At 37.3% G+C, this 20934-nt stretch carries 24 protein-coding genes; 16 read left to right on the forward strand and 8 right to left on the reverse strand.

The features are described 5' to 3' along the window. Positions 1–12 precede the first annotated feature (12 nt). A complete protein-coding gene (locus tag ACZ1AQ_RS12255) occupies positions 13–396 on the reverse strand; it encodes an acyl-CoA thioesterase (protein WP_489633178.1) in 384 nt (127 codons plus the stop codon). Between the two features lie 69 nt (positions 397–465). Here ACZ1AQ_RS12255 and ACZ1AQ_RS12260 point away from each other — a divergent pair, with 69 nt between their 5' ends. The 16 genes from ACZ1AQ_RS12260 (at position 466) to ACZ1AQ_RS12335 (ending at position 15358) form a co-directional block, all read left to right on the forward strand. Continuing rightward, on the forward strand, positions 466–861 hold the full coding sequence (locus ACZ1AQ_RS12260) for a glyoxalase (protein WP_489633179.1): 396 nt from the start codon (positions 466–468) through the stop codon (positions 859–861). 343 nt (positions 862–1204) lie between these two features. Next, positions 1205–1765: a gluconate 2-dehydrogenase subunit 3 family protein gene (locus tag ACZ1AQ_RS12265; RefSeq protein ID WP_489633180.1), complete on the forward strand. Its 561-nt coding sequence runs from the start codon at positions 1205–1207 to the stop codon at positions 1763–1765. Positions 1766–1813: 48 nt separating this feature from the next. Then, entirely contained in the window at positions 1814–3517 is a 1704-nt protein-coding gene (locus tag ACZ1AQ_RS12270) for a GMC oxidoreductase (protein ID WP_489633181.1), read from the forward strand. A gap of 16 nt (positions 3518–3533) precedes the next feature. Further along, a complete protein-coding gene (locus ACZ1AQ_RS12275) occupies positions 3534–4688 on the forward strand; it encodes a Gfo/Idh/MocA family protein (RefSeq protein WP_489633182.1) in 1155 nt (384 codons plus the stop codon). Positions 4689–4698: 10 nt separating this feature from the next. Continuing rightward, positions 4699–5751: a sugar phosphate isomerase/epimerase family protein gene (locus ACZ1AQ_RS12280; protein ID WP_489633183.1), complete on the forward strand. Its 1053-nt coding sequence runs from the start codon at positions 4699–4701 to the stop codon at positions 5749–5751. A 17-nt stretch (positions 5752–5768) separates the two neighbouring features. Further along, the gene (locus ACZ1AQ_RS12285) at positions 5769–6128 is read left to right on the forward strand and encodes a c-type cytochrome (protein WP_489633184.1); all 360 of its coding nucleotides are present in this window, start codon (positions 5769–5771) and stop codon (positions 6126–6128) included. 14 nt (positions 6129–6142) lie between these two features. Further along, positions 6143–7606: a Gfo/Idh/MocA family protein gene (locus ACZ1AQ_RS12290; RefSeq protein WP_489633185.1), complete on the forward strand. Its 1464-nt coding sequence runs from the start codon at positions 6143–6145 to the stop codon at positions 7604–7606. Between the two features lie 168 nt (positions 7607–7774). Then, entirely contained in the window at positions 7775–8485 is a 711-nt protein-coding gene (locus ACZ1AQ_RS12295; protein ID WP_489633186.1) for a 3-keto-disaccharide hydrolase, read from the forward strand. A gap of 40 nt (positions 8486–8525) precedes the next feature. After that, on the forward strand, positions 8526–9743 hold the full coding sequence (locus tag ACZ1AQ_RS12300) for a nucleoside permease (protein WP_489633187.1): 1218 nt from the start codon (positions 8526–8528) through the stop codon (positions 9741–9743). Between the two features lie 14 nt (positions 9744–9757). Next, complete coding sequence (locus tag ACZ1AQ_RS12305) at positions 9758–10648, forward strand: hydroxypyruvate isomerase family protein (protein WP_489633188.1); 891 nt, start codon at positions 9758–9760, stop codon at positions 10646–10648. Positions 10649–10666: 18 nt separating this feature from the next. Further along, positions 10667–11539: a sugar phosphate isomerase/epimerase family protein gene (locus ACZ1AQ_RS12310; protein WP_489633189.1), complete on the forward strand. Its 873-nt coding sequence runs from the start codon at positions 10667–10669 to the stop codon at positions 11537–11539. Positions 11540–11888: 349 nt separating this feature from the next. Further along, a complete protein-coding gene (locus tag ACZ1AQ_RS12315; protein ID WP_489633190.1) occupies positions 11889–12452 on the forward strand; it encodes a hypothetical protein in 564 nt (187 codons plus the stop codon). Positions 12453–12580: 128 nt separating this feature from the next. Next, the gene (locus tag ACZ1AQ_RS12320; RefSeq protein ID WP_489633191.1) at positions 12581–13408 is read left to right on the forward strand and encodes a hypothetical protein; all 828 of its coding nucleotides are present in this window, start codon (positions 12581–12583) and stop codon (positions 13406–13408) included. 147 nt (positions 13409–13555) lie between these two features. Further along, a complete protein-coding gene (locus ACZ1AQ_RS12325; protein WP_489633192.1) occupies positions 13556–13909 on the forward strand; it encodes a hypothetical protein in 354 nt (117 codons plus the stop codon). Between the two features lie 159 nt (positions 13910–14068). Next, positions 14069–14497, forward strand: coding sequence for a hypothetical protein (locus tag ACZ1AQ_RS12330; protein WP_489633193.1), 429 nt, complete (start codon positions 14069–14071; stop codon positions 14495–14497). Positions 14498–14806: 309 nt separating this feature from the next. Beyond that, complete coding sequence (locus ACZ1AQ_RS12335; protein ID WP_489633194.1) at positions 14807–15358, forward strand: hypothetical protein; 552 nt, start codon at positions 14807–14809, stop codon at positions 15356–15358. Positions 15359–15483: 125 nt separating this feature from the next. On the opposite strand, the gene ACZ1AQ_RS12340 is transcribed toward ACZ1AQ_RS12335, so the two are convergent. The 7 genes from ACZ1AQ_RS12340 to ACZ1AQ_RS12370 are packed head-to-tail and all read right to left on the reverse strand — an operon-like array spanning position 15484 to position 20908. Next, complete coding sequence (locus tag ACZ1AQ_RS12340; RefSeq protein ID WP_489633195.1) at positions 15484–15981, reverse strand: 4'-phosphopantetheinyl transferase family protein; 498 nt, start codon at positions 15979–15981, stop codon at positions 15484–15486. Positions 15982–15988: 7 nt separating this feature from the next. After that, entirely contained in the window at positions 15989–16249 is a 261-nt protein-coding gene (locus ACZ1AQ_RS12345; protein WP_489633196.1) for an acyl carrier protein, read from the reverse strand. A 24-nt stretch (positions 16250–16273) separates the two neighbouring features. Further along, positions 16274–17551 (reverse strand): beta-ketoacyl-[acyl-carrier-protein] synthase family protein, encoded by a 1278-nt coding sequence (locus ACZ1AQ_RS12350; RefSeq protein ID WP_489633197.1) that lies wholly within the window; start codon positions 17549–17551, stop codon positions 16274–16276. A 34-nt stretch (positions 17552–17585) separates the two neighbouring features. Next, positions 17586–18017 carry a 3-hydroxyacyl-ACP dehydratase FabZ family protein gene (locus ACZ1AQ_RS12355; protein WP_489633198.1) on the reverse strand — a complete coding sequence of 144 codons (432 nt, stop codon included), beginning with the start codon at positions 18015–18017 and terminating at the stop codon, positions 17586–17588. Between the two features lie 3 nt (positions 18018–18020). Continuing rightward, positions 18021–19073, reverse strand: coding sequence for a type III polyketide synthase (locus ACZ1AQ_RS12360; protein WP_489633199.1), 1053 nt, complete (start codon positions 19071–19073; stop codon positions 18021–18023). After that, complete coding sequence (locus ACZ1AQ_RS12365) at positions 19070–19789, reverse strand: methyltransferase domain-containing protein (protein WP_489633200.1); 720 nt, start codon at positions 19787–19789, stop codon at positions 19070–19072. The genes ACZ1AQ_RS12360 and ACZ1AQ_RS12365 overlap by 4 nt, the downstream gene beginning before the upstream one ends. Then, positions 19790–20908 carry an NAD(P)/FAD-dependent oxidoreductase gene (locus ACZ1AQ_RS12370; protein ID WP_489633201.1) on the reverse strand — a complete coding sequence of 373 codons (1119 nt, stop codon included), beginning with the start codon at positions 20906–20908 and terminating at the stop codon, positions 19790–19792. Between the last annotated feature and the right edge of the window lie 26 nt (positions 20909–20934).

Below are 20934 nucleotides of genomic sequence, written 5' to 3' on the forward strand. Positions count from 1 at the left end.
TGTGTCCCTTTTTTATAGTCTGTTTTTAACATATTCGATTTGAGTTTTCCCATGAGCCTTTGGTTTTCCATCTTCTCCAAGATTTACCATTGTGGTTTTATCAATAGTAAGAATGGTTTCGCGTGTCATCATGTTTCTGGCTTCGCATTTTAAAACTAAAGAAGTGGTACCAAACTTCACCACGTCAATTCCAATTTCAATAATATCTCCTTGTCGTGCCGAACTTGTAAAATTAATCTCTGACATGTATTTGGTTACAATTCGGGAGTTTTCGAGTTGAATAATCGTATACAACGCCAATTCTTCGTCAATCCAAGCCAATAATCGGCCACCAAACAACGTTCCGTTTGGATTTAAATCTTCGGGTTTAACCCATTTTCTAGTGTGAAATCTCATTTTTTTAGGTTTATTTCCAAATTTAAGAAATTACCTAACCACTTTTTGATTAACTTTAAAGAAAAAACAATGAATCAAAGAGATCTTCTTCTAAAAGAATTAAGAGGTGAAGCCATTGGAACAATAACTTATCAATCCTCAAGCGAGGAAGTCTTTCAAAATCAAACACTTCGTCCTATTCTAAAACTTCAAAATGATTTGTTTGTCGCTTCTTTAGAAAACTATATCAACAAAAATAAAAGAGATTTTTATTCGTTATCCGTCGAAAAGAAGTTACTTTCTATTGAAAATGCCATTCAAAAAGATATCAAATTTAGAAATGCTCTCAAAGGTATGGTCATCGGACTTTTTACTTCAGAAGAATACCAAACGTATATTCAAAACTCTTCTAATTTGAATAAGCGAATGATGAATATGCTCATTGAACGTCTCAAAAGCCAAATTCAATTATTTGATAAAGTATAGTGATTTATAAAATGTCATTTTAACGCAATGAAATTCTTTTTCAGCTTTTCATAATATATTTTAACAAGTAAAATTCTATTTCATTTAGTTTTTTTTATTTTTTAATTGCATTTTAAAATGATTAGTTGTCTTAAAAAAATTAATAAATCGTACTCAATATCCCTTAGAACTTCAATTCTTTCATAATTTTTAAAAGAATCGAAAAAATCATTGACAAATATTCATTAATGACATTAAATTTTTATCATAAAAAAGAATTTGTCATTTTTTTACTTATTATTGTAATACATTGATAATTATATTTTTCATTAATAATAACCGATTTTTTTAAATAGTATTCAAAATGGACAGAAGAGAAGCATTAAAAAAAGTTGCCTATTTAATGGGAGGAGCCATTTCTGCAACGACAATGGGCGTTTTGTTTGAAAGCTTTACCGTTTACGAACCAGGAAAAAGTCCTTATTTGTATTCAGCTTCTGAAGAAGAGATTTTAGCTGAATTTGCGGATATAATTCTGCCCACTACATCAAGTTCTCCTGGTGCAAAAGCTGCCGGTGTTGGAGCATTGATTCCATTGATTATTAAAGATTGTTATCCTCCAAAACTACAAACGGTTTTCAAAAATGGATATGAGGCCATGTTGGCAAAAGCTAAAACAAAATTCAACAAAGAATTCTTGGCTTTGTCAAATGAAGAAAAAATCAATTTGATGAATGATTTGAAGCAAGAAGCTATCGATAGTAACAAAGAACCTTCCTTCTTTTTAATTGCTAGAGATTTGACCATTTTATGCTATTTCTCTTCCGAAATTGGCTGTACTCAAGCTCGTGAATATTTACCAATCCCCGGAAAATATGATGGTAGCGCTCCCTATAAACCAGGACAAAAAGCTTGGGCTACCTAGAAAAAGACTGGAATTCTATTTTAGTATTAATTCAAAAAAAAGCAACTCGTGAATATCAATACCGATTTAAAAAAGCAAAACACTTATGACGCAATCGTTATAGGTTCAGGAATAAGTGGTGGTTGGGCAGCCAAAGAATTAACTGAAAAAGGCCTCAAAGTGCTAATGCTCGAACGTGGAAAAAACATCGAACACATCAAAGACTACGATTCGGCAATGAAAGCGCCTTGGGAAATTCCATATGCCGGTAAATTGACCGAAGAACAAAAACGAACGCATCCGGTACAAATCCGTGATTACCCATACAATCAAGCTACTGAAAGTTGGTGGGTCAATGATTTAGAATGTCCTTATACCGAAGATAAACGTTTTGATTGGTACAGAGGTTTTCATGTGGGAGGAAAATCCCTAATGTGGGGGCGTCAGAGCTACCGCTTGAGTGACCATAATTTTGAGGACAATGCTAGAGACGGTCATGGTAATGATTGGCCGATTCGCTATAAAGATATTGCACCTTGGTATGATTATGTAGAAAAATTTGCTGGAATTAGTGGGCAAAATGAAGGTTGGCCTTTGTTACCCGACGGACAATTTTTACCCCCAATGGATTTGAATTGCGTTGAAAAATCAGTGAAAGAACGTATCGAAAAACATTATAATAAATCTAGAATTCTAACAATTGGTCGTACAGCCAATTTGACTGTGCCTCATAACGGTAGAGGCAGTTGTCAGTACCGAAATTTATGCAGCAGAGGTTGTCCTTTTGGGGCTTATTTTAGTACCCAATCTGCGACTTTACCTGCAGCTATGGCAACCAAAAAACTAACCGTTCGCCCCTACTCGATTGTCAATCATATTATTTATGACAAAGACACCAAAAAAGCCAAAGGCGTTATGGTTATTGATGCTGAGACTAATGAGACGATGGAATTCTATGCCAAAATTGTTTTTGTAAATGGCTCTACTTTAGGCTCTACTTTCATTTTGTTAAACTCTACATCTGAGGCACATCCAAACGGTTTAGGTAATAGCAGCGGACAATTAGGTCACAACTTAATGGATCATCATTTTAGATGTGGTGCAGAAGGAACTGCCGAAGGTTTTGAAGACAAATACACTTACGGACGACGCGCCAATGGAATTTACATCCCAAGATACCAAAATTTTAATGGTGATAAACGCGATTATCTTAGAGGTTTTGGATACCAAGGAGGCGCCAGTAGAGGGAATTGGCACAAAGAAGTCGCTGAATTGGCTTTTGGTGGTGATTTTAAAGAAACGATGTCAAGACCAGCAGATTCATGGACTATGGGTCTAGGAGGTTTTGGAGAAATGTTGCCTTATTACGAAAACAAAGTCTATATCGACCATTCAAAAAAAGACAAATGGGGACAACCTGTTTTGGCCATCGATTGTGAATACAAAGAAAATGAAGCCAAAATGCGTGAAGACATGATGTATGATGCTGCCGAAATGCTTGAAGCGGCAGGGATGAAAAACATTAAAACTTATGATAATGGCTGTTTCCCAGGTATGGCTATTCACGAAATGGGAACGGCACGTATGGGGAATGACCCAAAAGAATCCGTTTTGAATAAATGGAATCAGATGCATGAAGTGAGCAATGTATTTGTTACAGATGGTTCTTGTATGCCTTCTGTAGCTTGTCAAAATCCATCATTGACCTTCATGGCTTTGACAGCAAGAGCTTGTGATTATGCCGTAAAAGAATTGAAAAAGAAAAATATATAGAGACCAATTGTCAAGCATGAGAAAATTAAAAATGGGAATGATTGGCGGTGGTAAAAATGCTTTTATTGGAGCAGTACACCGTATTGCCGCAAACATTGATGGTTTGATTGAATTGCATTGTGGTGCGTTTAGCTCCAATCCTGCATTATCGATAGAATCAGGTCAGGCTTTGTTTTTACCCAAAGATAAATGTTACGGTTCTTACGAAGAAATGATTACCACCGAAGCAAAATTACCGCCCAACGAAAGAATGGACTTTGTATCGATTGTAACGCCCAATCACGCACATTTTGCACCTGCTATGTTGGCTCTAGAACACGGTTTTCATGTTGTTTTAGACAAACCCATAACACTAACCCTTGATGAAGCCAAGAAGTTAGCACAAAAAGTAAAGGAAACCGGATTGCAATTGTGTCTTACACACACCTATTCTGGTTATCCTATGGTGAAACAAGCCAAAAGTATGATTGCCGATAACCAATTGGGCGCTATTCGCAAAATTATGGTAGAATATCCTCAAGGTTGGTTGAGCACTTCATTTGAAAAGGAAGGCAACAAACAAGCCGCTTGGCGCACCGACCCTTCAAAAAGTGGAATTAGTGGTTGTATGGGCGATATTGGAACCCATGCCGCTCATTTAGCCGAATACATCTCAGGATTAAAAATCATCCAACTTTGCGCTGATATCAATACCGTTGTAGCTAACAGACGATTGGACGATGATGGCAATGTCTTGCTCAAATTTGACAATGGTGCCAATGGAGTATTAGTGGCTAGTCAGATTGCGGCTGGTGAAGAAAACAGTCTTAAAATTAAAGTGTATGGCGAAAAAGGTGGCCTTGAATGGCACCAAATGAAACCAAATACTTTAATCGTAAAATGGCTAGATGCTCCAGCACAAATCTACCGAACAGGAAATGGTTATGCATCCTCCATAGCTGCATTTAATACCAGAATCCCAAGCGGACATCCAGAAGGGTACTTAGAAGCTTTTGCTAATTTGTATAAAAACTTCGCCTTAACCCTTCAAGCCCAATTAGAAGGTAAAGAGCCTACTGCTGAAATGCTTGATTTCCCAACCGTTTCGGATGGGGTGCGCGGTATGGCATTTATAGAAAATGTGATTGCCTCAGGGCGTTCGACTCAAAAATGGACCGAATTTAAAATTTAAATCAATAGAAATGACCACAATGCAAGGGCCAGCCGTTTTTTTAGCTCAATTTATCTCAGATGAAGCTCCTTTTAATTCATTAGACGGTATTTGTCAATGGGCGGCTGATTTGGGATTCAAAGGGATTCAAATTCCAACTTTGGACGCTCGCTTTATCGATTTACAAAAAGCTGCCGAAAGCAAAACCTATGCAGATGAACTTACTGGTAAAGTTGCTTCTTACGGACTAAAAATATCTGAATTATCGACTCATTTACAAGGGCAATTGGTTGCTGTTCATCCTGCTTATGATGATTTTTTTGATGGGTTCGCTCCTACTCATGTACGCGCTAATCCTAAAGCTAGACAAGAATGGGCAGTACAACAGATGCATTATGCCGCCAAGGCTTCTCAAAATCTAGGTTTAGATGCACATGCAACCTTTAGTGGTTCTTTGTTATGGCAATATTTTCATCCTTGGCCACAGCGTCCTCCAGGATTAATTGAAGAAGGATTCAAAGAACTGGCCAAACGCTGGTTGCCCATACTAAATGCCTTTGACGAAAATGGTGTCGATGTTTGCTACGAAATTCATCCAGGCGAAGACTTGTTTGATGGCGAAACTTACGAGATGTTTTTGAAAGCCGTCAATAATCACCAACGGGCTTGTTTGTTGTACGATCCTTCGCATTTTGTATTGCAACAATTGGATTACTTGCAGTATATCGATTTTTATCACGAGCGAATTAAAGCGTTTCATGTAAAAGATGCCGAATTCAATCCCACCGGAAAACAAGGCACTTTTGGAGGTTATCAAAGTTGGCTCAATCGCGCGGGTCGTTATCGTTCGCCTGGCGATGGTCAAATCGATTTTAAAACCATTTTTAGCAAATTGGCACAGTACAATTACAAAGGTTGGGCCGTAATGGAATGGGAATGTTGCTTGAAGAATCAAGAAGATGGTGCAAGAGAAGGCGCCGAATTCATCAAAAAGCATATCATTAAAGTCACCGAGAAAGCATTTGATGATTTTGCAGCAGTCAGTACCAATACCGAATTGAACAGAAAAAATTTAGGATTATAAATATAAAAGCAAGAAAAATGAAAATTAAAATAATAGCAGCCATTATTAGTGTAAGTGTTTTGAGCGCTTTTTCTGATTATGAACTCATTCCAAAAAGCAAAGTAGTTCCAATGGAACAACCTTCAGAAGGTGAAAAGTTAATCGCAAAACAAGACTGCGCTACTTGCCATAAAATTGACAAAAAAGTAATTGGCCCATCGTATTTAGATATTGCCAAAAAATATCCAATGAATGACAAAAACATCAATTATTTATCGGATAAAATTATCAAAGGAGGTTCAGGAGTTTGGGGCGCTATTCCAATGGCTGCTCACGGTGCATTGAAAAAAGACGATGCCAAAAAAATTGCGAAGTACATTCTATCATTGAAAAAATAAATTGAAACCCATCTATGGATCAAGATTTTAACCCCAAAAAAGAGCCCGAATCCACCATTCGTAGGGATTTTCTAAAAAAAGGCGCACTTGCAACGGCAGCCTTTATGATTATTCCACGTCATGTAATGGGAAGAGGTTTTGTAGCGCCAAGTGACCGATTGCTTATTGCGAGTATTGGTGTAGGCGGAAAAGGCCAGTCCGATATTGCTTCATTTGAAAAAAGCGGATTAGCCAACGTAGCTTATTTATGCGATGTTGACACGCGTAGAGCGTCCAATAGCGTAAAGGCCTTGCCAAAAGCAAAATTCTACAAAGATTGGCGTGAAATGCTCGATAAAGAGCATAAAAATTTTGATGCCGTTTCGGTTTCAACACCCGATCATAATCACGCGATTCAAGCGTTTGCAGCCATGCAATTGGGCAAACACGTGTATGTGCAAAAGCCAATGGCACACGACATTTATGAAGCGCACATGATGACTCAGGCAGCAAGCCGCTATAAAGTGGTGACACAAATGGGAAATCAAGGGTCTTCGAATGATGGTACGCGATTGCTAAAAGAATGGTTTGAAGCCGATTTGATTGGTGATGTACACACCGTTTACGCTTGGACCGACAGACCCGTTTGGCCACAAGGAATTCCGTGGTCTACGGCAAAAGCCGACATTCCAAAAGAATTGGATTGGGATTTGTGGCTAGGAACTGCACCATACAAAAATTATGTCGACAAACTAGTGCCATTCAACTGGCGTGGTTGGTGGGATTATGGAACTGGTGCCTTGGGCGATATGGGATGCCATTTGCTAGAAGCGCCATTTTCTGTATTGAATTTGAAATATGCGAAAGATGTGCAATGTAGCGTGGGCTCTGTGTATGTGGATGAATTCAAAAGAGGGTATTTCCCTGATAGTTGTCCGCCGTCGAGCCACGTGATATTGACTTTTCCTAAAACTGATAAAACCAAAGGCGATGTCAAAGTACATTGGATGGATGGAGGCATTCAGCCAGAACGTCCAGAGGAATTGGGCGCTAATGAAATCTTTGGTGATGGTGGAAACGGAACCTTGTTTATTGGAACCAAAGGAAAAATGATTTGCGATACCTACAGCGAAAATCCAAGATTATTGCCTTTGAGTCGCAATGAGAACCTAAAAATAGCCGAGAAATATCCTCGAGTGAAAGACGGGGCCAGCGGCCACCAAAAACAATGGATTGAAGGCTGCATTGCGGGTTATGGCAAAAAAGAATTGAGTTCACCGTTTGAGATTGCAGGTCCGTTGACCGAAGCTTTATTGATGGCGAATCTTGCCGTTCGTGGTTATGATTTGTACAAAGAAGTATTGGGAGAAGATGTGTATCCGGGACGTTCGGTAAAATTGCTTTGGGACAATACCGCCAAAAAAGTAACCAATGTGGACGAGGTGAACCAATTTGTAAAACGAAATTACAGAGAAGGTTGGAAGAATTTGAGTTTTTAAGCTTGTAGCCAAGAATTCAAGTTGTGGCTCTCTAGCCCCGATGGTAGCGGCATCCTTTGCTTTTTTTACAGAAAAAGCAAAGATATAGCGGACAGCGGGACTTTGATAACAAAAAAGCCTTTTCCTAACCGCTCCAAATAATTAATGAACTAAAAAAAATCAATTGAAATGAAAAAAATAGTAACAACGCTTATGGTTTTGGTAATCGCTCAAACCGTACAAGCACAAAAAGGATTTAAACCGATTTTTGACGGAAAAACAACAACGGGTTGGCATACTTACGGGAAAACTACCGTGGGGGCAGGATGGAAAGTAGAAGACGGTGTCTTGCATTTTGACCCCGAAGCCGCCAAAAATGGTCAAGGAGGCGACATCGTAACCGATGCAGAATACGAAAACTTTCACTTGAAAGTGGATTGGAAAGTGGCCCCAAAAGCCAACAGTGGAATCATTTTTTACATCAATGAAAATCCACAGAAATACAAAAACACCTATGAAACTGGTTTGGAAATGCAGGTGTTGGACAATGACGGACATCCTGATGGAAAAATCACCAAACACCGCGCGGGAGATTTGTATGATTTGATTCAGAGTAAATCGGAACCTGTAAAACCTGTAGGCGAATGGAATACCGCAGAAGTAGTTTGTAAAAACGGCAAATTGACTTACGTCTTGAATGGTGTAATCATCATAGAAACAGTGCTTTGGGATGATGCATTTAAAGCATTGGTAGCAGGAAGTAAATTCAAAGCTTGGCCTGGATTTGGAACCTTCAAAAAAGGAAAAATTGCCTTGCAAGACCACGGAGACAATGTATGGTACCGCAACATTCTAATTAAGGAATGGAATACTATGGAAACCACAACTGGCTGTAAATAGCCCTCACCTACTAACCACTAACCCAAAAACCACCTAAAATATGACTACAACTATTAGAATCAAATTATCGTCCATGATGTTTATTAATTTCTTCATTTGGGGAATTTGGTTTGTTACCATGGGTACTTATTTAACAAAAGGAATTATAGCAGCAACAGGAGCACAAACCGGATTGGCCTATGGAACACAATGTTTGGGTGCGATTATAGCCCCTTTTATTGTGGGGATGATTGCTGATAAATTTTTCTCAGCACAAAAGATTCTAGGAGTTTTGCATAGTATAGGCTCGGTACTACTCTATTTGTTATCGACTAAATCTACGTTTGATTCTTTTTATACCTTGTTATTGCTGTACATGATTCTTTTTATGCCCACTTTAGCCTTGGTCAATTCGATTTCTATGAATCAAATGAAAGATGCTGAAAAAGAGTTTGCAAAAGTTCGTGTTTGGGGAACCATTGGTTGGATTGCCTCTGGATTAGTGATTGGCGCTATGGCTTGGGAAGCTACACCAGACAGATTGAATATTACTTTTTATGTTTCGGCTATAGTTTCGCTTTTGTTTGGTATATTTTGTTTTTTCTTACCGAATACGCCACCTCCGAAAGCGGGACAAAAAGTGTCAATCGCCGAAACTTTGGGCTTAGACGCTTTGAATGTTTTAAAAGACAAGAATTACTTAGTGTTTTTTATCGCTTCAATTCTTATTTGCATTCCGTTGGCGTTTTATTATGGGCAAGCCAATCAATTCTTGAATGAAATTGGTCTTGAAAGCGCAGCAGCCAAAATGACTATTGGACAAATGTCGGAAACGGTATTTTTGTTTCTAATGCCTTTGTTTTTTGTACGTTTTGGTATCAAACAAATGTTGTTAATCGGGATGTTGGCTTGGGTAGTTCGTTATTTACTGTTTGCTTATGGCGATGTGGAGCAAAACATTTGGATGATTTATCTAGGAATTGCACTGCACGGAATTTGCTATGACTTTTTCTTTGTTACAGGACAAATTTACACCGATCAAAAAGCGGGCGCTTCTATTAGATCTTCCGCTCAAGGTTTGATTACACTTGCCACTTATGGCGTTGGAATGTACATTGGTTTCTACGTTGCGGGACAAATTGTGGACCAAAACAGTGCTGGAGAAGGCATTCACAATTGGAATACGGTTTGGATTTTCCCTTGTTTGTTTGCAGCAGGAATTGCGTTGCTGTTTTTTATCTTCTTTAAAGAAAAGCAAAAAATTGCAGCCAATCACTAATACTCCCTCGCAAGATGCCTGATCATTTCAATCGAAGAACCGCTCTAAAAAGCCTAATTGCTGGAACTGTAGCTATGGGAATTCCGTCGTCGCTTTCGGCTATGGCGGTGTCTGACACATCCGATAGTTCCAATTTTATCACTAAAGGGAAAATAAACCATTCGGTAGCGCGCTGGTGTTTTGGCGATATGGAACTCGAAGCGCTTTGCATAGCTGCAAAGAAAATGGGAATAACTGGCATTGATTTGGTCGGTCCCAAAGACTGGCCTATTCTACAAAAACACCAATTAGTATCAACCATGTGCAATGGTGCCGAATTGAATCTCGTAGACGGATTCAACGACCCTAAATTCCATGACCAACTCATAAAGAATTACACCGCTATGATTCCGTTAGTGGCTCAGGCGGGCTATAAAAACCTGATTTGCTTTAGCGGCAACCGCAGAGGCAAAACCGATGAAGAAGGCTGGAACAATTGCGTAAAAGGCTTGCAAACCTTGATTCCGTTGGCCGAAAAACACCAAGTAACCTTAGTAATGGAGTTGCTCAACAGCAAAATCGACCACAAAGATTACCAGTGCGATAGAACCTATTGGGGCGTAGAATTGGCCAAAAGAATCAATTCGCCACATTTCAAACTCTTGTACGACATCTATCACATGCAAATTGATGAAGGCGATGTGATTCGCACCATCAAGGAAAACCATCAGTACATTGCCCACTTTCACACAGCGGGCGTGCCGGGTCGCAACGAAATCGACGAAACCCAAGAACTTCATTATCCCGCCATCATGAAAGCCATTGCAGCCACTGGTTTTACAGGTTTTGTGGGACAAGAATTTATGCCGAAACAAAAAGATAAAATGGCCGCTTTGCAACAAGCCATCGCCATTTGTGATATTTAACACCTAAAAATAACCACCATGATCAAGCGTAGAGATTTCATCATCAATAGTGGGTTGGCCTTGGGCGCCGTTGCCCTAGCTCCTTCCCTAGCCTTTGCGGCAAAACCCAAAAACATCGGAATTCAATTGTACACCTTGCGCGAAGCCTTTTCCAAAGATGTCAAAGGCGTGCTAGAACACGTTGCCAAAGCTGGCTACAAAGAAGTTGAAACCTACGGATTTGCAGGCGAAAAAGGCTTTTTTGGCACATCCCCCAAAGACTTTAAAAAAATTCTTACCGACAACGGACTCAAAGCGCCGAGCGGACATTATGATTTTAAAACGTTTATCAAAGACAACAATGCCGACTTCCTCAAAGCCTCCATCGAGTGCGCCAATCAGTTGGGAAGCGAATACGTGGTGATTCCGTGGCTAGAAGACGCTCTACGCAGCCAATTGGACGATTACAAACGCATCGCCCAAAAAGCCAACGAAGCCGCACTTTTGTGTAAAAAAGCTGGACTCAAACTGGCCTACCACAACCACGATTTTGAATTCACGAAATTTGGTGACCAAACCGGTTATGGTATTTTGCTGCAAGAAACCGACAAGAAATTGGTCGATTTTGAATTGGATTTGTATTGGGTAGTGCGCTCAGGCAACGACCCTTTGCAGTTGTTTCAAAACCACGCTGGCCGCTTCACCATGTGGCACGTTAAAGATAGGGACAAAAACAATCCCGCTTGGAATGCCGAAATTGGCGAAGGCAATATCAATTTCAAAGCCATTTTTGCACAAGCCAAAGCCTCAGGCATGCAGCACTTTTTTGTGGAGCAAGAAACCAACTACTCTCCCAACCCTATGGAATCCATCAAAGCAAGTTGCCAGTACGTTAGTAAGCAATTGCTATAAATAATACCCTTTTTTATTTGGGCATGACCCCGATGTACACGACCGTGCTAAAAACACGACAGTGCTCCATCGGGGTCGCGCTGTACGCTATATCTCTTGGGGCGAACCCCGCCCCAAGAGGATGCCGCTCCCATCCCTCATGCGAAGTGGGAAATTAGAAATGGGAAATTAGAAGTAGTGTTAGCAACAGACAAAAATGCCATACTTTTTCAGAAAATTTTTATATTTTTTTGAAAGAAAACGGTTATATTTGGGAAAATGAAGTTTGATTTAAAATTATAACTATCTCTTTAATTTTGGGTCGAAAAGGAGAAATTAGTCAGAATTATATACAACACAGTAGCATTTTATGAAAAAAATATTACTCATACTTCACCTAATCATTTCGTTGACGTTTTATAGTCAAGAATATGAAACTAAAGTTAATGCCAACGACACATTAAAAATTAAAAAATTTAAACATAAAAAAGTTGTAATATACCAACTTAAAAATGCAAAAATTTGTATCTCGGCTAAAGACTATTTAATAGGAATAAATCAAGCACGTAAAAACTTTAAAAAATTAGTTCTTGAATCTGAAAAAGATGATTTAAGTTATAAATTTCACAATAAAAACTTGAAAATAGTTGACTCAATTTATAAAGTAGTACAAAATGGAATTAAAACAAAAGACACAATACTAATAAATTATAAAGTACTCGAACAAAATGAATTAAATAGTTTAATCAACTTTGACTATTTCATAGATAAAGGTAATTGTGCAATTTATAATGAAAAAGGAAAAAGACAATATAAAGTTATTAGAAAAAAAGAATCATATTACATTGGACCAGAGAACGCTTGGGGCGGAAGGAGATATTATTTTATAAACCAAAAAATACATTTTTTTGAATGTACAGATATAATTAGTTAAAAAAATTCTACCAAAAGAAACTTTAACGGATTTGGACAATTAGCTAAATGGAAAAAATGGTTTTGTATTTGGAAGTATATATAGATTTATAAATTTGGCTTTATTAAATTCCCTCTACAATATATATCATGAAAAAGTATATCAGCATAATAATAGTTTTAATTTTTATTACAGGTTGTAAAAAGAATCTTCCTGAAAGCAAAGTTGAAGCAGAAGAAATTTTCGACTGTAAAAAAGGAGAAATGACTTCGGCTTGGTATGAACATGGAATAGATGAACAAATTCCCAATATTCAAGGACTTCCAAGCGGGTTTGTAATTCTTGTGGATTCAAACAATAAAGCTAAAAATTTCATTTCGTTTGCAGAAGACTATGCAAGAGAACGTTCTGCAGAACTAGATACAACTGACCTTAACTGGACAGATGGTTGGGAGAAATTGACAACTAAGCAAAAATTTGCAAAACTAAAAAAAGACAAGAAATCTTATCTATTAGAAGCTGACTCTATTCATGAAATAAATAATAAAGGACAGCAACAGATTTGGCTAATAAATAATTCAGAAGATACTCTAAGTATTCAAATGCAAGATTGGAGTTTTATTTGCATCCTACAAGCTAAAGCGAAAAGTGGAAAATGGCATCCAATACAATATTGGAGATTTAGCACTTGTGGTAATAGTTATTTCCTCAAGGATTTCCCTCCCAAAACAGCTAATTCATTCATCACTAAACTACCTCAAGAAGGTGAATACAAAACAAAACTTAGATACAAATTACTTGGTAAAGACAAATATTACTACTCTAATGTATTTGATGGAAAAATAAAATATTGCTCTTTTGTCGAAGACACTTCAAGTTACTACAACAGACGAGGAACGCCAAAACCTCATTTTAAACTTGACAGTTTAATGTATCTTACAAGGAAACCGAAAATAAAACCATTAATTAAAGCATAAAAAAATTGAGCACGTGATGACATTATACTATAGTTCTGTGTTTATTAGATTTAACAAATCGGAGAATGAATCTTAATTTAATCCCAAACTGCCTGTAGCGAGGGAGAGCTGTCTATTATTCATCAGCAAACAAAAAACAACTAAACTATGACTAAAAAGCAATTTAGATTTAAGAGTGAATATTTCAATATTGATGGGATTTATAATGTTCGTGCAATAGTAATTGCTTCTGGATTTGGATTGTGTTTTGAAACTTATTGTTGTAAATATTGCGGTGAAATATTGGTTCTTGATATGGAATTACTTTATCATCAAAAAACTAGTTTTGAAGATTTTATTGCTAGCAAATTTTGCCCAAAATGCAGAATTGAACTTAAAAATAATATTGTTAAATATCCTGAGAATATTTTTTTCGAAAATAAAATCTTAATTAATAACAACGAGATTAATAAAACGAATTTTGAAAACACTGAATTGATTGAAGTCTTCGAAATTCAATAATGAACATTAGAGTTAACAGCCTCTAAATGAGATTTGAGTATTTGCCTTAATTTGAAAATGGCCTTGTATCTAGGATGATTTTGCAAAACCAAGAACTCAAATAGACCTTTTATCTTTAAAATAAATCAAAATATTTTACCAATCATGAATAAAAACAATATGAAAACAATAGTTACATTTTTAATTTTAGTATCAAGTTTGACCTCTTTTGCACAGACTGATAAAGTGAGTGGCGATTATAAACTTGCTATCGAAACTAAGGACAATAATACACTTGAATACGAATTAACATTATCGCAAGACGGAACATTTTCCTTTCACTATTATTCTAAAATTAAAAATGGTACTCCTGCCGAGGTCAATAAATACGGTAAAGGAAAATGGACCGCTACAAACGATGTGATTTCATTCTTTTCTGACAAACAAAAAGACATTGACAATAAATATTCATTAGACTTTACTAATTCCAAGGCAAGATTTATAACTAAATCTTCTAGAAACAAAACTGACCAAATAGTTAGAACAAGACTCCTATTCTTAAAATCAGATATTTTTTGGCTAGCAAAAATTGAACTGTTTAAAATATAAGTTATTGTATTGTTCTGAAAGACTAGCTGGTTAAATACATCAACTCATTTTTTTGTCCTTCCGACGAAGGAGGACTCGAGCAATGCGAATTGGCGGAGCAATCAAACACGCTGTTCACATTATGTGATTCTTCGTGCCTCAGAATGACATAAACAATTCTTGAAAATATTTCGTTTAGGTTAACAAACTTCTGAATTCAAAAAACAATTCGTGTAATAAAAGCAATAATATCCATTTTGTAACAATATCACTCCCAACGCAACTAATGGTTAGATACTTTTATCGTACCATTCCTAACCACCCCACTTTGTGAAACCAGCAACATTTTTAAAAAAGCGTATTTATTGTACTATCCTCGTAACAGTGTTCATTTGGGCGCTATTGCTTTGGGATCATTTTCACGGCGGTGTACCCAGTCATCATCTTTTGCAAAACAAGGACTTGCCTGCATTTTCGAATTGGTGGGGCGGTATTTTGCTTCCTTTGCTAACTTGGTTCTTGCTGTACCGCTCACAAGTGCGAATTGAGAAAGAGTCACCAAGCAAAGATTTACCAAGCAGTTTTATTGCCTATTTTGTAGGCGCTTTGTTTTTTGGGATAGTACTTTCTGTATTTTTTACACTGGGCAATCAAGAGGTGCCTTTTTATATGCTTGTTGGGTTGTTGGTGCTTGCTTTTTTCTTGCCCCTTTACCGAGCAGAATGCTTTCTTGGTTTTGCAATTGGCATGACCTTTACTTTTGGTGGTGTACTCCCAATTCTTATTGGAACTATTTTAGTGCTCCTTTGCAGCGTTCTGTATTTAGCACTTCGACCTATGGTACTCTTTGTTTACTCGAAAATTGTCAATCTACTTCAATAAATAATACTTTAATCCACTACATAACATGTTGGAGATAATAAATTAATTTGTCTTTAAAACTAGTCGAATACAGTATATTGTATTTAAAAAGATGCTTTAAACAAATTATCTTTTTAACCTTATTATCAATAATTTATATCCAAATATATCCCATTCCAAAAACGCCCGTGATGTGTGATAGAAGCGGGATTTTTTACTTGAGTTACGGGATGAATCCAATAAGGTATTCCGTTTTCCTTATCAATCTTGGCTTCGGGGGACAACACTTGTATCTTAGCAAAAAAAGCCGCATCACTAACGGCTATTGTATACATTCTACTCTCTTGTATTTCGGTACGAGTACTGTAACTTTGGTTTTGAATGGTCACTACACCTTCATAAGTTTCACTAAAGCTACAAGCAAATTGCAACGGATTAAAAGCTCGAATTAACGTTTCGCGATTGAAAATTTTATAGGCCGCTTCCTTTCTGGTCCATAAATTCCAAACCATGAGTGCTGGATTTTCAGCACTCAAAATCAATTGCTGTTCTTGGGGCAAAAAAAGTTTATCCAAAAATCCTTTTCGCTCCCAAGCACTTTGCAAACGTGCTAAGTCCAAATCTACCACATCATTCCCGATCATCGAATGACTAGGATTCGTTCAACTTATTTTCAATTATCTCTAAAGCGGCTTTCACAGTAAGCATGCGCTCCATCGACGGATTATCGATTACGATTTCATATTTCTCTTCAATATCCAAAACAATATCCACTAAGTTCGCCGAATTGATTTGTAAATCTTTGATGAAATCCGTCTCTTCAGTAAGTGTTTCCAAAGCTTCTGGTTGTTGAATGTAAGGCTTAATGATTTGTTTAAGCTCTTCGATTCTGGTGTTTTGATCTGTGTTCATATATTATCGTTAAGTTGAATAATTTTATGTTGCACTCCATTTTTTAAAAACAATACAGGCATTTACATCTCCAAATCCAAAACTTGCCTTAGCAATATACTGCATTTTTTCAGTACGTGCAAGTTGCGGAATTCTACTCGCAGGTATCCACTCCAAAATATCGGGATTTAAATCCTCACAATTCAAGTTGGGAAACAAAAAATCATGATGCAATTGCAAGACAGTAGCCACACACTCTATGCTTCCCGCAGCCGACAAGCAGTGCCCTACCATAGATTTTAAGGAATTGATATACGGAAAATCATTCCCTTTACGATTTAGTGCTTGGCACCAATTCTCAATTTCAAAGGCATCTTTGGTTGTAGCGGTCAAATGTCCGTTTATGGCATCCAAATCGGTTGCTGCAATTCCAGCGTTAGCAAGCGCATCTGTTATGCATCTTTGTACGGCAATTCCATTAGGTGCTGTCATGGTACCTTGACCTCTTTGTCCTCCAGAATTACAATTCCCACCTAAAATTTCGCCATAAATAAAGGCTCCACGTTTCAATGCCGTATCCAAGTCTTCAATCACCAAAGCCCCTGCTCCACTACTCGGAACAAAACCCGAGGCCGTCGCTGAAAGTGGTCTAGAACCTCGCTCGGGTTGATGGTTGTGTTTAAAAGTACAGACTTTCATCGCATCAAATCCACCCCAAATATAAGGTCCTGAATCGCTAGTACTTCCTACAAGCATTCTTTTAGCCAAACCCAATTGAATGCGTTCGTAGCCCATCAAAATACTCTCGGCACCCGTGGTACAAGCCGAAGAATTGGTCGTCACTTGATTACCTAAACCTAATTTTCCGCCTAGATAAGCGCTCACACCACTGTTCATGGTTTGTGCAACGGCAGTACTCCCCAAACGGCGGGTTTGCAAGTCATCTATTTTATAAATACTCTCTCTAAATTTTTCAATACCAGAAGTTCCAGTGCCAAAAATTGTTCCGCTGTTCCAATCGGGCACATCCGTATTCTCAATAGTTAAACCAGCATTTTTCCATGCTTCCATACCTGCAATAACGCCATATAAAATTCCAGTAGCCCTAAAATTACGCAACTCTAAAGGAGAAAAATAATCGAGTGCTAGTTCGTCAGATAGTGTAGGTTTACCAGAAATCTGACATGAAAAGTCAAGACGTTCTAGCTCAGGATCGTGTTGAATTCCTGAAATCCCATTTTGTATCGCTTGTGTAAAAGCAGGAACTCCTACTCCATTAGGAGCAACCACACCTAAACCAGTAATCACAACTCTTTTTTTCATAGCAGCTTAAAAATTAAAAGTATAAATAGCTAAACTAGTACTTGATCATACCTGCAATATAACCTCGGCAAACGGTTTCCTTTTTTTGATTTTCCATCCATACTTTACATTTTAATTTACCAAAACGGAAATACATTTTTTCAGAGAAAACAGTTACGATTTCGTTTGGAAAAACAGGTTTTAAAAAATCAATTTCACTTGATGTTAAAGCGATTACACTATCTTTTGTAAAGTTATCATTTAGAATAAAAATCCCCAAACATACGACGCCAATTTGTGCCATAGTTTCGGTCAAAATCACTCCAGGTGTTACCGGATGCCCCACAAAATGCCCTTTGTAAAAGAATAAATTCTCATCATAGTAATAGGTACCCACTACACCATTTTCATCAATTTTTTGAATGCTATCAACAAACAAAAAAGGTGATGAATAGGGTAATTTAGCTAGTATCTCTTCTCTTTTCATGGTTTAAAATTGTAATAAAACACGTTGCGCCGAAAAGCCAGGACCAAAACTCAACATCAGTCCTTTGGTTCCTTTGACAGGTTTTGTATTCATAATTGCTTCCAAAACATACAATACGGTAGCGCTAGACATGTTTCCGTATTCGCGCAAAACAGCTTTGGTTTCTTCAATATCTTTTCCTAAATCTTCAAAAAGTGTTTCGACCGTTTGAATTATCTTTTTTCCACCGGGATGAAAAATCAAATAATCCATATCCGAAATCGACAACTGATGTTGAGCTAAAAAAGGATGAATAATTGCTGGAAAATGACTCGCAATCGTCTCAGGAACGGTACTATCGAGTACCATTTGCAAACCCGAATTGGTCAGTTCAAACCCCATCATATGAATGGCGTCATAAAAATGATACATTTCCTCACCAATGATTTCGGGTCCTTCGTCTGTATCATCTGAAGAAAGCAGTACACAAGCTGCTCCGTCTCCAAAAATTGCAGCACTCACAATATTGGCCATCGAATAATCATCAAGTTGAAAAGTAGCTGTAGGACTTTCGACTGCTATAACTGCTGCTCTTTTTCTGGGATTGGCTTTTAGAAAGTTTTTAGCATAAATAATACCTGATATTCCAGCAGCACAACCCATTTCGGTTACAGGCAAACGCACCACATCTTGACGCAATTGCAAATTATTAATCAAATAAGCGTCAAGTGACGGAATCATAATCCCGGTACAACTTACCGTAATAAGAAAGTCGATGTCGGTAGCCTTCCATTGAACTTGCTGCAAGGTTTTGTTGAGTACTTTTTCTCCCAAATCAATTACTTCACGCATATAAATAGCATTGCGTTCCGCGAAAGAAGTTTTAGTAAAAACTTCGACCGGATCCATGATAGAATACCGTTTGTCGACAGCCGCACCTTCGAATATTTTTTTTACTTTTCGGATAAAACGTTCGTCTTGACCTTCGAGCCAAGCATCCACAAAGGGAATAATTTCTTCGGTAGCCTTAGAATAATTAGGCAGTTGTTTGGCTACGGCACAAATTTTTACACTCATAATTTTGAAATTATCCATTGGTATCTAAAAGCCCATCTCCAATGAATGGACCATTTGTGACATTTCATTTGTGTTGAAAAATGAATCAACTCCTCTTTGGTAAAACCTCTCAAAATAGAAGTCAATCCGTCTTCTCGTGACATTGTATTCAGACGAAAAATAAAACATAAAAGTTGAAATAATCGATATGCTAAGCCACTTCGCTGCAAATCATTAATAACTATTCCCAATCGTGAATTTCTATAAAACAAAGGCAACAAATATTCTATCTCCTCATTTTTGAAATGATGTAAAGTCAGTGTGCACAAAAATAAATCTGCTTTTACTTCTTGAAACGCAGCATCAAATATATCCTCACAACGAAATGAAATATTTTTGTAATCAGTCGACAGCTGTTGAGCATGATTCACTGTAAACCTATTGGCATCGATCCCAATTAATTCAAAAATCAAACCCGATTTTTCTGCATATTGAGCTAAGATACGCAATAGGTCACCATTTCCGCATCCCACATCTACAATCGTAATGGTTTCATTACGAGAAACATTCTCAAGTAATTGTTCTACACCATCGAGGGTGATTTTATTACCGCCTAAAAACTGATTAATGGAAGCTATTTTATCCAAAGCCTCTCTAAGTTCTTCTCCTTCAAGAGAAAAATCATCCATAATTTCTGCGGAAGTAGTTCTATATTTTGTAGGGACTTTACAATTCATTTATGAAATGGGTTTACCATGAGTACGTTTGATGATTTGTTGCATAATAAAAGGAAAAAGAACCGCTACTTGGAAGAGTATTAATGTTAGAATCGGGTGTTCCAAAATAACACTCAAACCTCTTCCCATGCGTAAACGAGCTTTAAAATTAGCATTCCAATTTACAGTATAGTTGTTTTCTAAAGCTACTCTATCGCATTTACCCTGAAGGAAATCAATGCTGGCTTCTGATGCTATTTTGGCACTATGTATTGCCATAGCCATCCCGTTGCCGCACAAAGGATGGATAAGACCAGCAGTATCGCCAATCATCAACAGATGAGCTGAGACAGGCTCTTTTTTTTCAAAAGAAATTTGACTGATTGTTAATGGCTTCTCGAAAATAGGAATCGAAGTTTGCAAAATGTGTTTCAGTTTTTTATTCTTGAAAAGTACCGCTTTTGCAAAATCATCTAGATTCTTATACCGCTTAAAATCCTTATAATTGGTGATATAACATATATTGATAAGATCATTCTCTACTTTTGAAACACCACAATAACCACCTCTAAAATGATATAGGCCCACCACATCATTTGGAAAATTGCCTTGATAATGATTTTTAACCGCTAACCAAGGAGATGTTTTTTGAATAAACGTTCTCTGCAAATAATAATCTAAATTGGCTCTTTTGCCAAAGGCGCCTAAAACAATTTTAGCTGAATATTTTTCTTGACTTTGCGTTGTAACAATGAACTGATTCTTTTCAAAAACACAGGTTTCTACGGTATTTTTAATGATAGTACATCCGCTTGCTATCGCTTTTTGATATAATAAATAATCTAAGGCATAGCGACTAATGCCAAATCCGCCCAAAGGTAATTTTTGATGCAAACTAACATTATTCAAAGTCACAAATTCAAATTGAGTAATTGAAGTTGGATTCGCATCCTGAATCGGCACTCCTAAAGATTCTAGGTAAGGTTTGACTTCATTAGAAATGTATTCACCACAGACTTTATGTTTTGGGAATTCGTTTTTTTCAATAATAAATACAGTAAACCCTTTTTGGGATAAATGAATTCCAGCAGTCAATCCTGCCAAGCCTCCACCAATGATTACAATGTCTGCGTTTACCATATAGGTAAATTTAATGAAATGTTTTG

It is taken from the genome of Flavobacterium sp. UM26 (assembly GCF_057922445.1).

What these genes read in the sequence shown, in the direction of transcription:
- ACZ1AQ_RS12255 (WP_489633178.1), bottom strand. Translation starts at nt 396, where the DNA reads ATGAGATTTCACACTAGAAAATGGGTTAAACCCGAAGATTTAAATCCA.
- ACZ1AQ_RS12280 (WP_489633183.1), top strand. Translation starts at nt 4,699, where the DNA reads ATGACCACAATGCAAGGGCCAGCCGTTTTTTTAGCTCAATTTATCTCA.
- ACZ1AQ_RS12295 (WP_489633186.1), top strand. Translation starts at nt 7,775, where the DNA reads ATGAAAAAAATAGTAACAACGCTTATGGTTTTGGTAATCGCTCAAACC.
- ACZ1AQ_RS12260 (WP_489633179.1), top strand. Translation starts at nt 466, where the DNA reads ATGAATCAAAGAGATCTTCTTCTAAAAGAATTAAGAGGTGAAGCCATT.
- ACZ1AQ_RS12265 (WP_489633180.1), top strand. Translation starts at nt 1,205, where the DNA reads ATGGACAGAAGAGAAGCATTAAAAAAAGTTGCCTATTTAATGGGAGGA.
- ACZ1AQ_RS12305 (WP_489633188.1), top strand. Translation starts at nt 9,758, where the DNA reads ATGCCTGATCATTTCAATCGAAGAACCGCTCTAAAAAGCCTAATTGCT.
- ACZ1AQ_RS12275 (WP_489633182.1), top strand. Translation starts at nt 3,534, where the DNA reads ATGAGAAAATTAAAAATGGGAATGATTGGCGGTGGTAAAAATGCTTTT.
- ACZ1AQ_RS12325 (WP_489633192.1), top strand. Translation starts at nt 13,556, where the DNA reads ATGACTAAAAAGCAATTTAGATTTAAGAGTGAATATTTCAATATTGAT.
- ACZ1AQ_RS12285 (WP_489633184.1), top strand. Translation starts at nt 5,769, where the DNA reads ATGAAAATTAAAATAATAGCAGCCATTATTAGTGTAAGTGTTTTGAGC.
- ACZ1AQ_RS12315 (WP_489633190.1), top strand. Translation starts at nt 11,889, where the DNA reads ATGAAAAAAATATTACTCATACTTCACCTAATCATTTCGTTGACGTTT.
- ACZ1AQ_RS12360 (WP_489633199.1), bottom strand. Translation starts at nt 19,073, where the DNA reads ATGAGTGTAAAAATTTGTGCCGTAGCCAAACAACTGCCTAATTATTCT.
- ACZ1AQ_RS12340 (WP_489633195.1), bottom strand. Translation starts at nt 15,981, where the DNA reads ATGATCGGGAATGATGTGGTAGATTTGGACTTAGCACGTTTGCAAAGT.
- ACZ1AQ_RS12310 (WP_489633189.1), top strand. Translation starts at nt 10,667, where the DNA reads ATGATCAAGCGTAGAGATTTCATCATCAATAGTGGGTTGGCCTTGGGC.
- ACZ1AQ_RS12320 (WP_489633191.1), top strand. Translation starts at nt 12,581, where the DNA reads ATGAAAAAGTATATCAGCATAATAATAGTTTTAATTTTTATTACAGGT.
- ACZ1AQ_RS12300 (WP_489633187.1), top strand. Translation starts at nt 8,526, where the DNA reads ATGACTACAACTATTAGAATCAAATTATCGTCCATGATGTTTATTAAT.
- ACZ1AQ_RS12345 (WP_489633196.1), bottom strand. Translation starts at nt 16,249, where the DNA reads ATGAACACAGATCAAAACACCAGAATCGAAGAGCTTAAACAAATCATT.
- ACZ1AQ_RS12355 (WP_489633198.1), bottom strand. Translation starts at nt 18,017, where the DNA reads ATGAAAAGAGAAGAGATACTAGCTAAATTACCCTATTCATCACCTTTT.
- ACZ1AQ_RS12350 (WP_489633197.1), bottom strand. Translation starts at nt 17,551, where the DNA reads ATGAAAAAAAGAGTTGTGATTACTGGTTTAGGTGTGGTTGCTCCTAAT.
- ACZ1AQ_RS12330 (WP_489633193.1), top strand. Translation starts at nt 14,069, where the DNA reads ATGAAAACAATAGTTACATTTTTAATTTTAGTATCAAGTTTGACCTCT.
- ACZ1AQ_RS12290 (WP_489633185.1), top strand. Translation starts at nt 6,143, where the DNA reads ATGGATCAAGATTTTAACCCCAAAAAAGAGCCCGAATCCACCATTCGT.
- ACZ1AQ_RS12365 (WP_489633200.1), bottom strand. Translation starts at nt 19,789, where the DNA reads ATGAATTGTAAAGTCCCTACAAAATATAGAACTACTTCCGCAGAAATT.
- ACZ1AQ_RS12370 (WP_489633201.1), bottom strand. Translation starts at nt 20,908, where the DNA reads ATGGTAAACGCAGACATTGTAATCATTGGTGGAGGCTTGGCAGGATTG.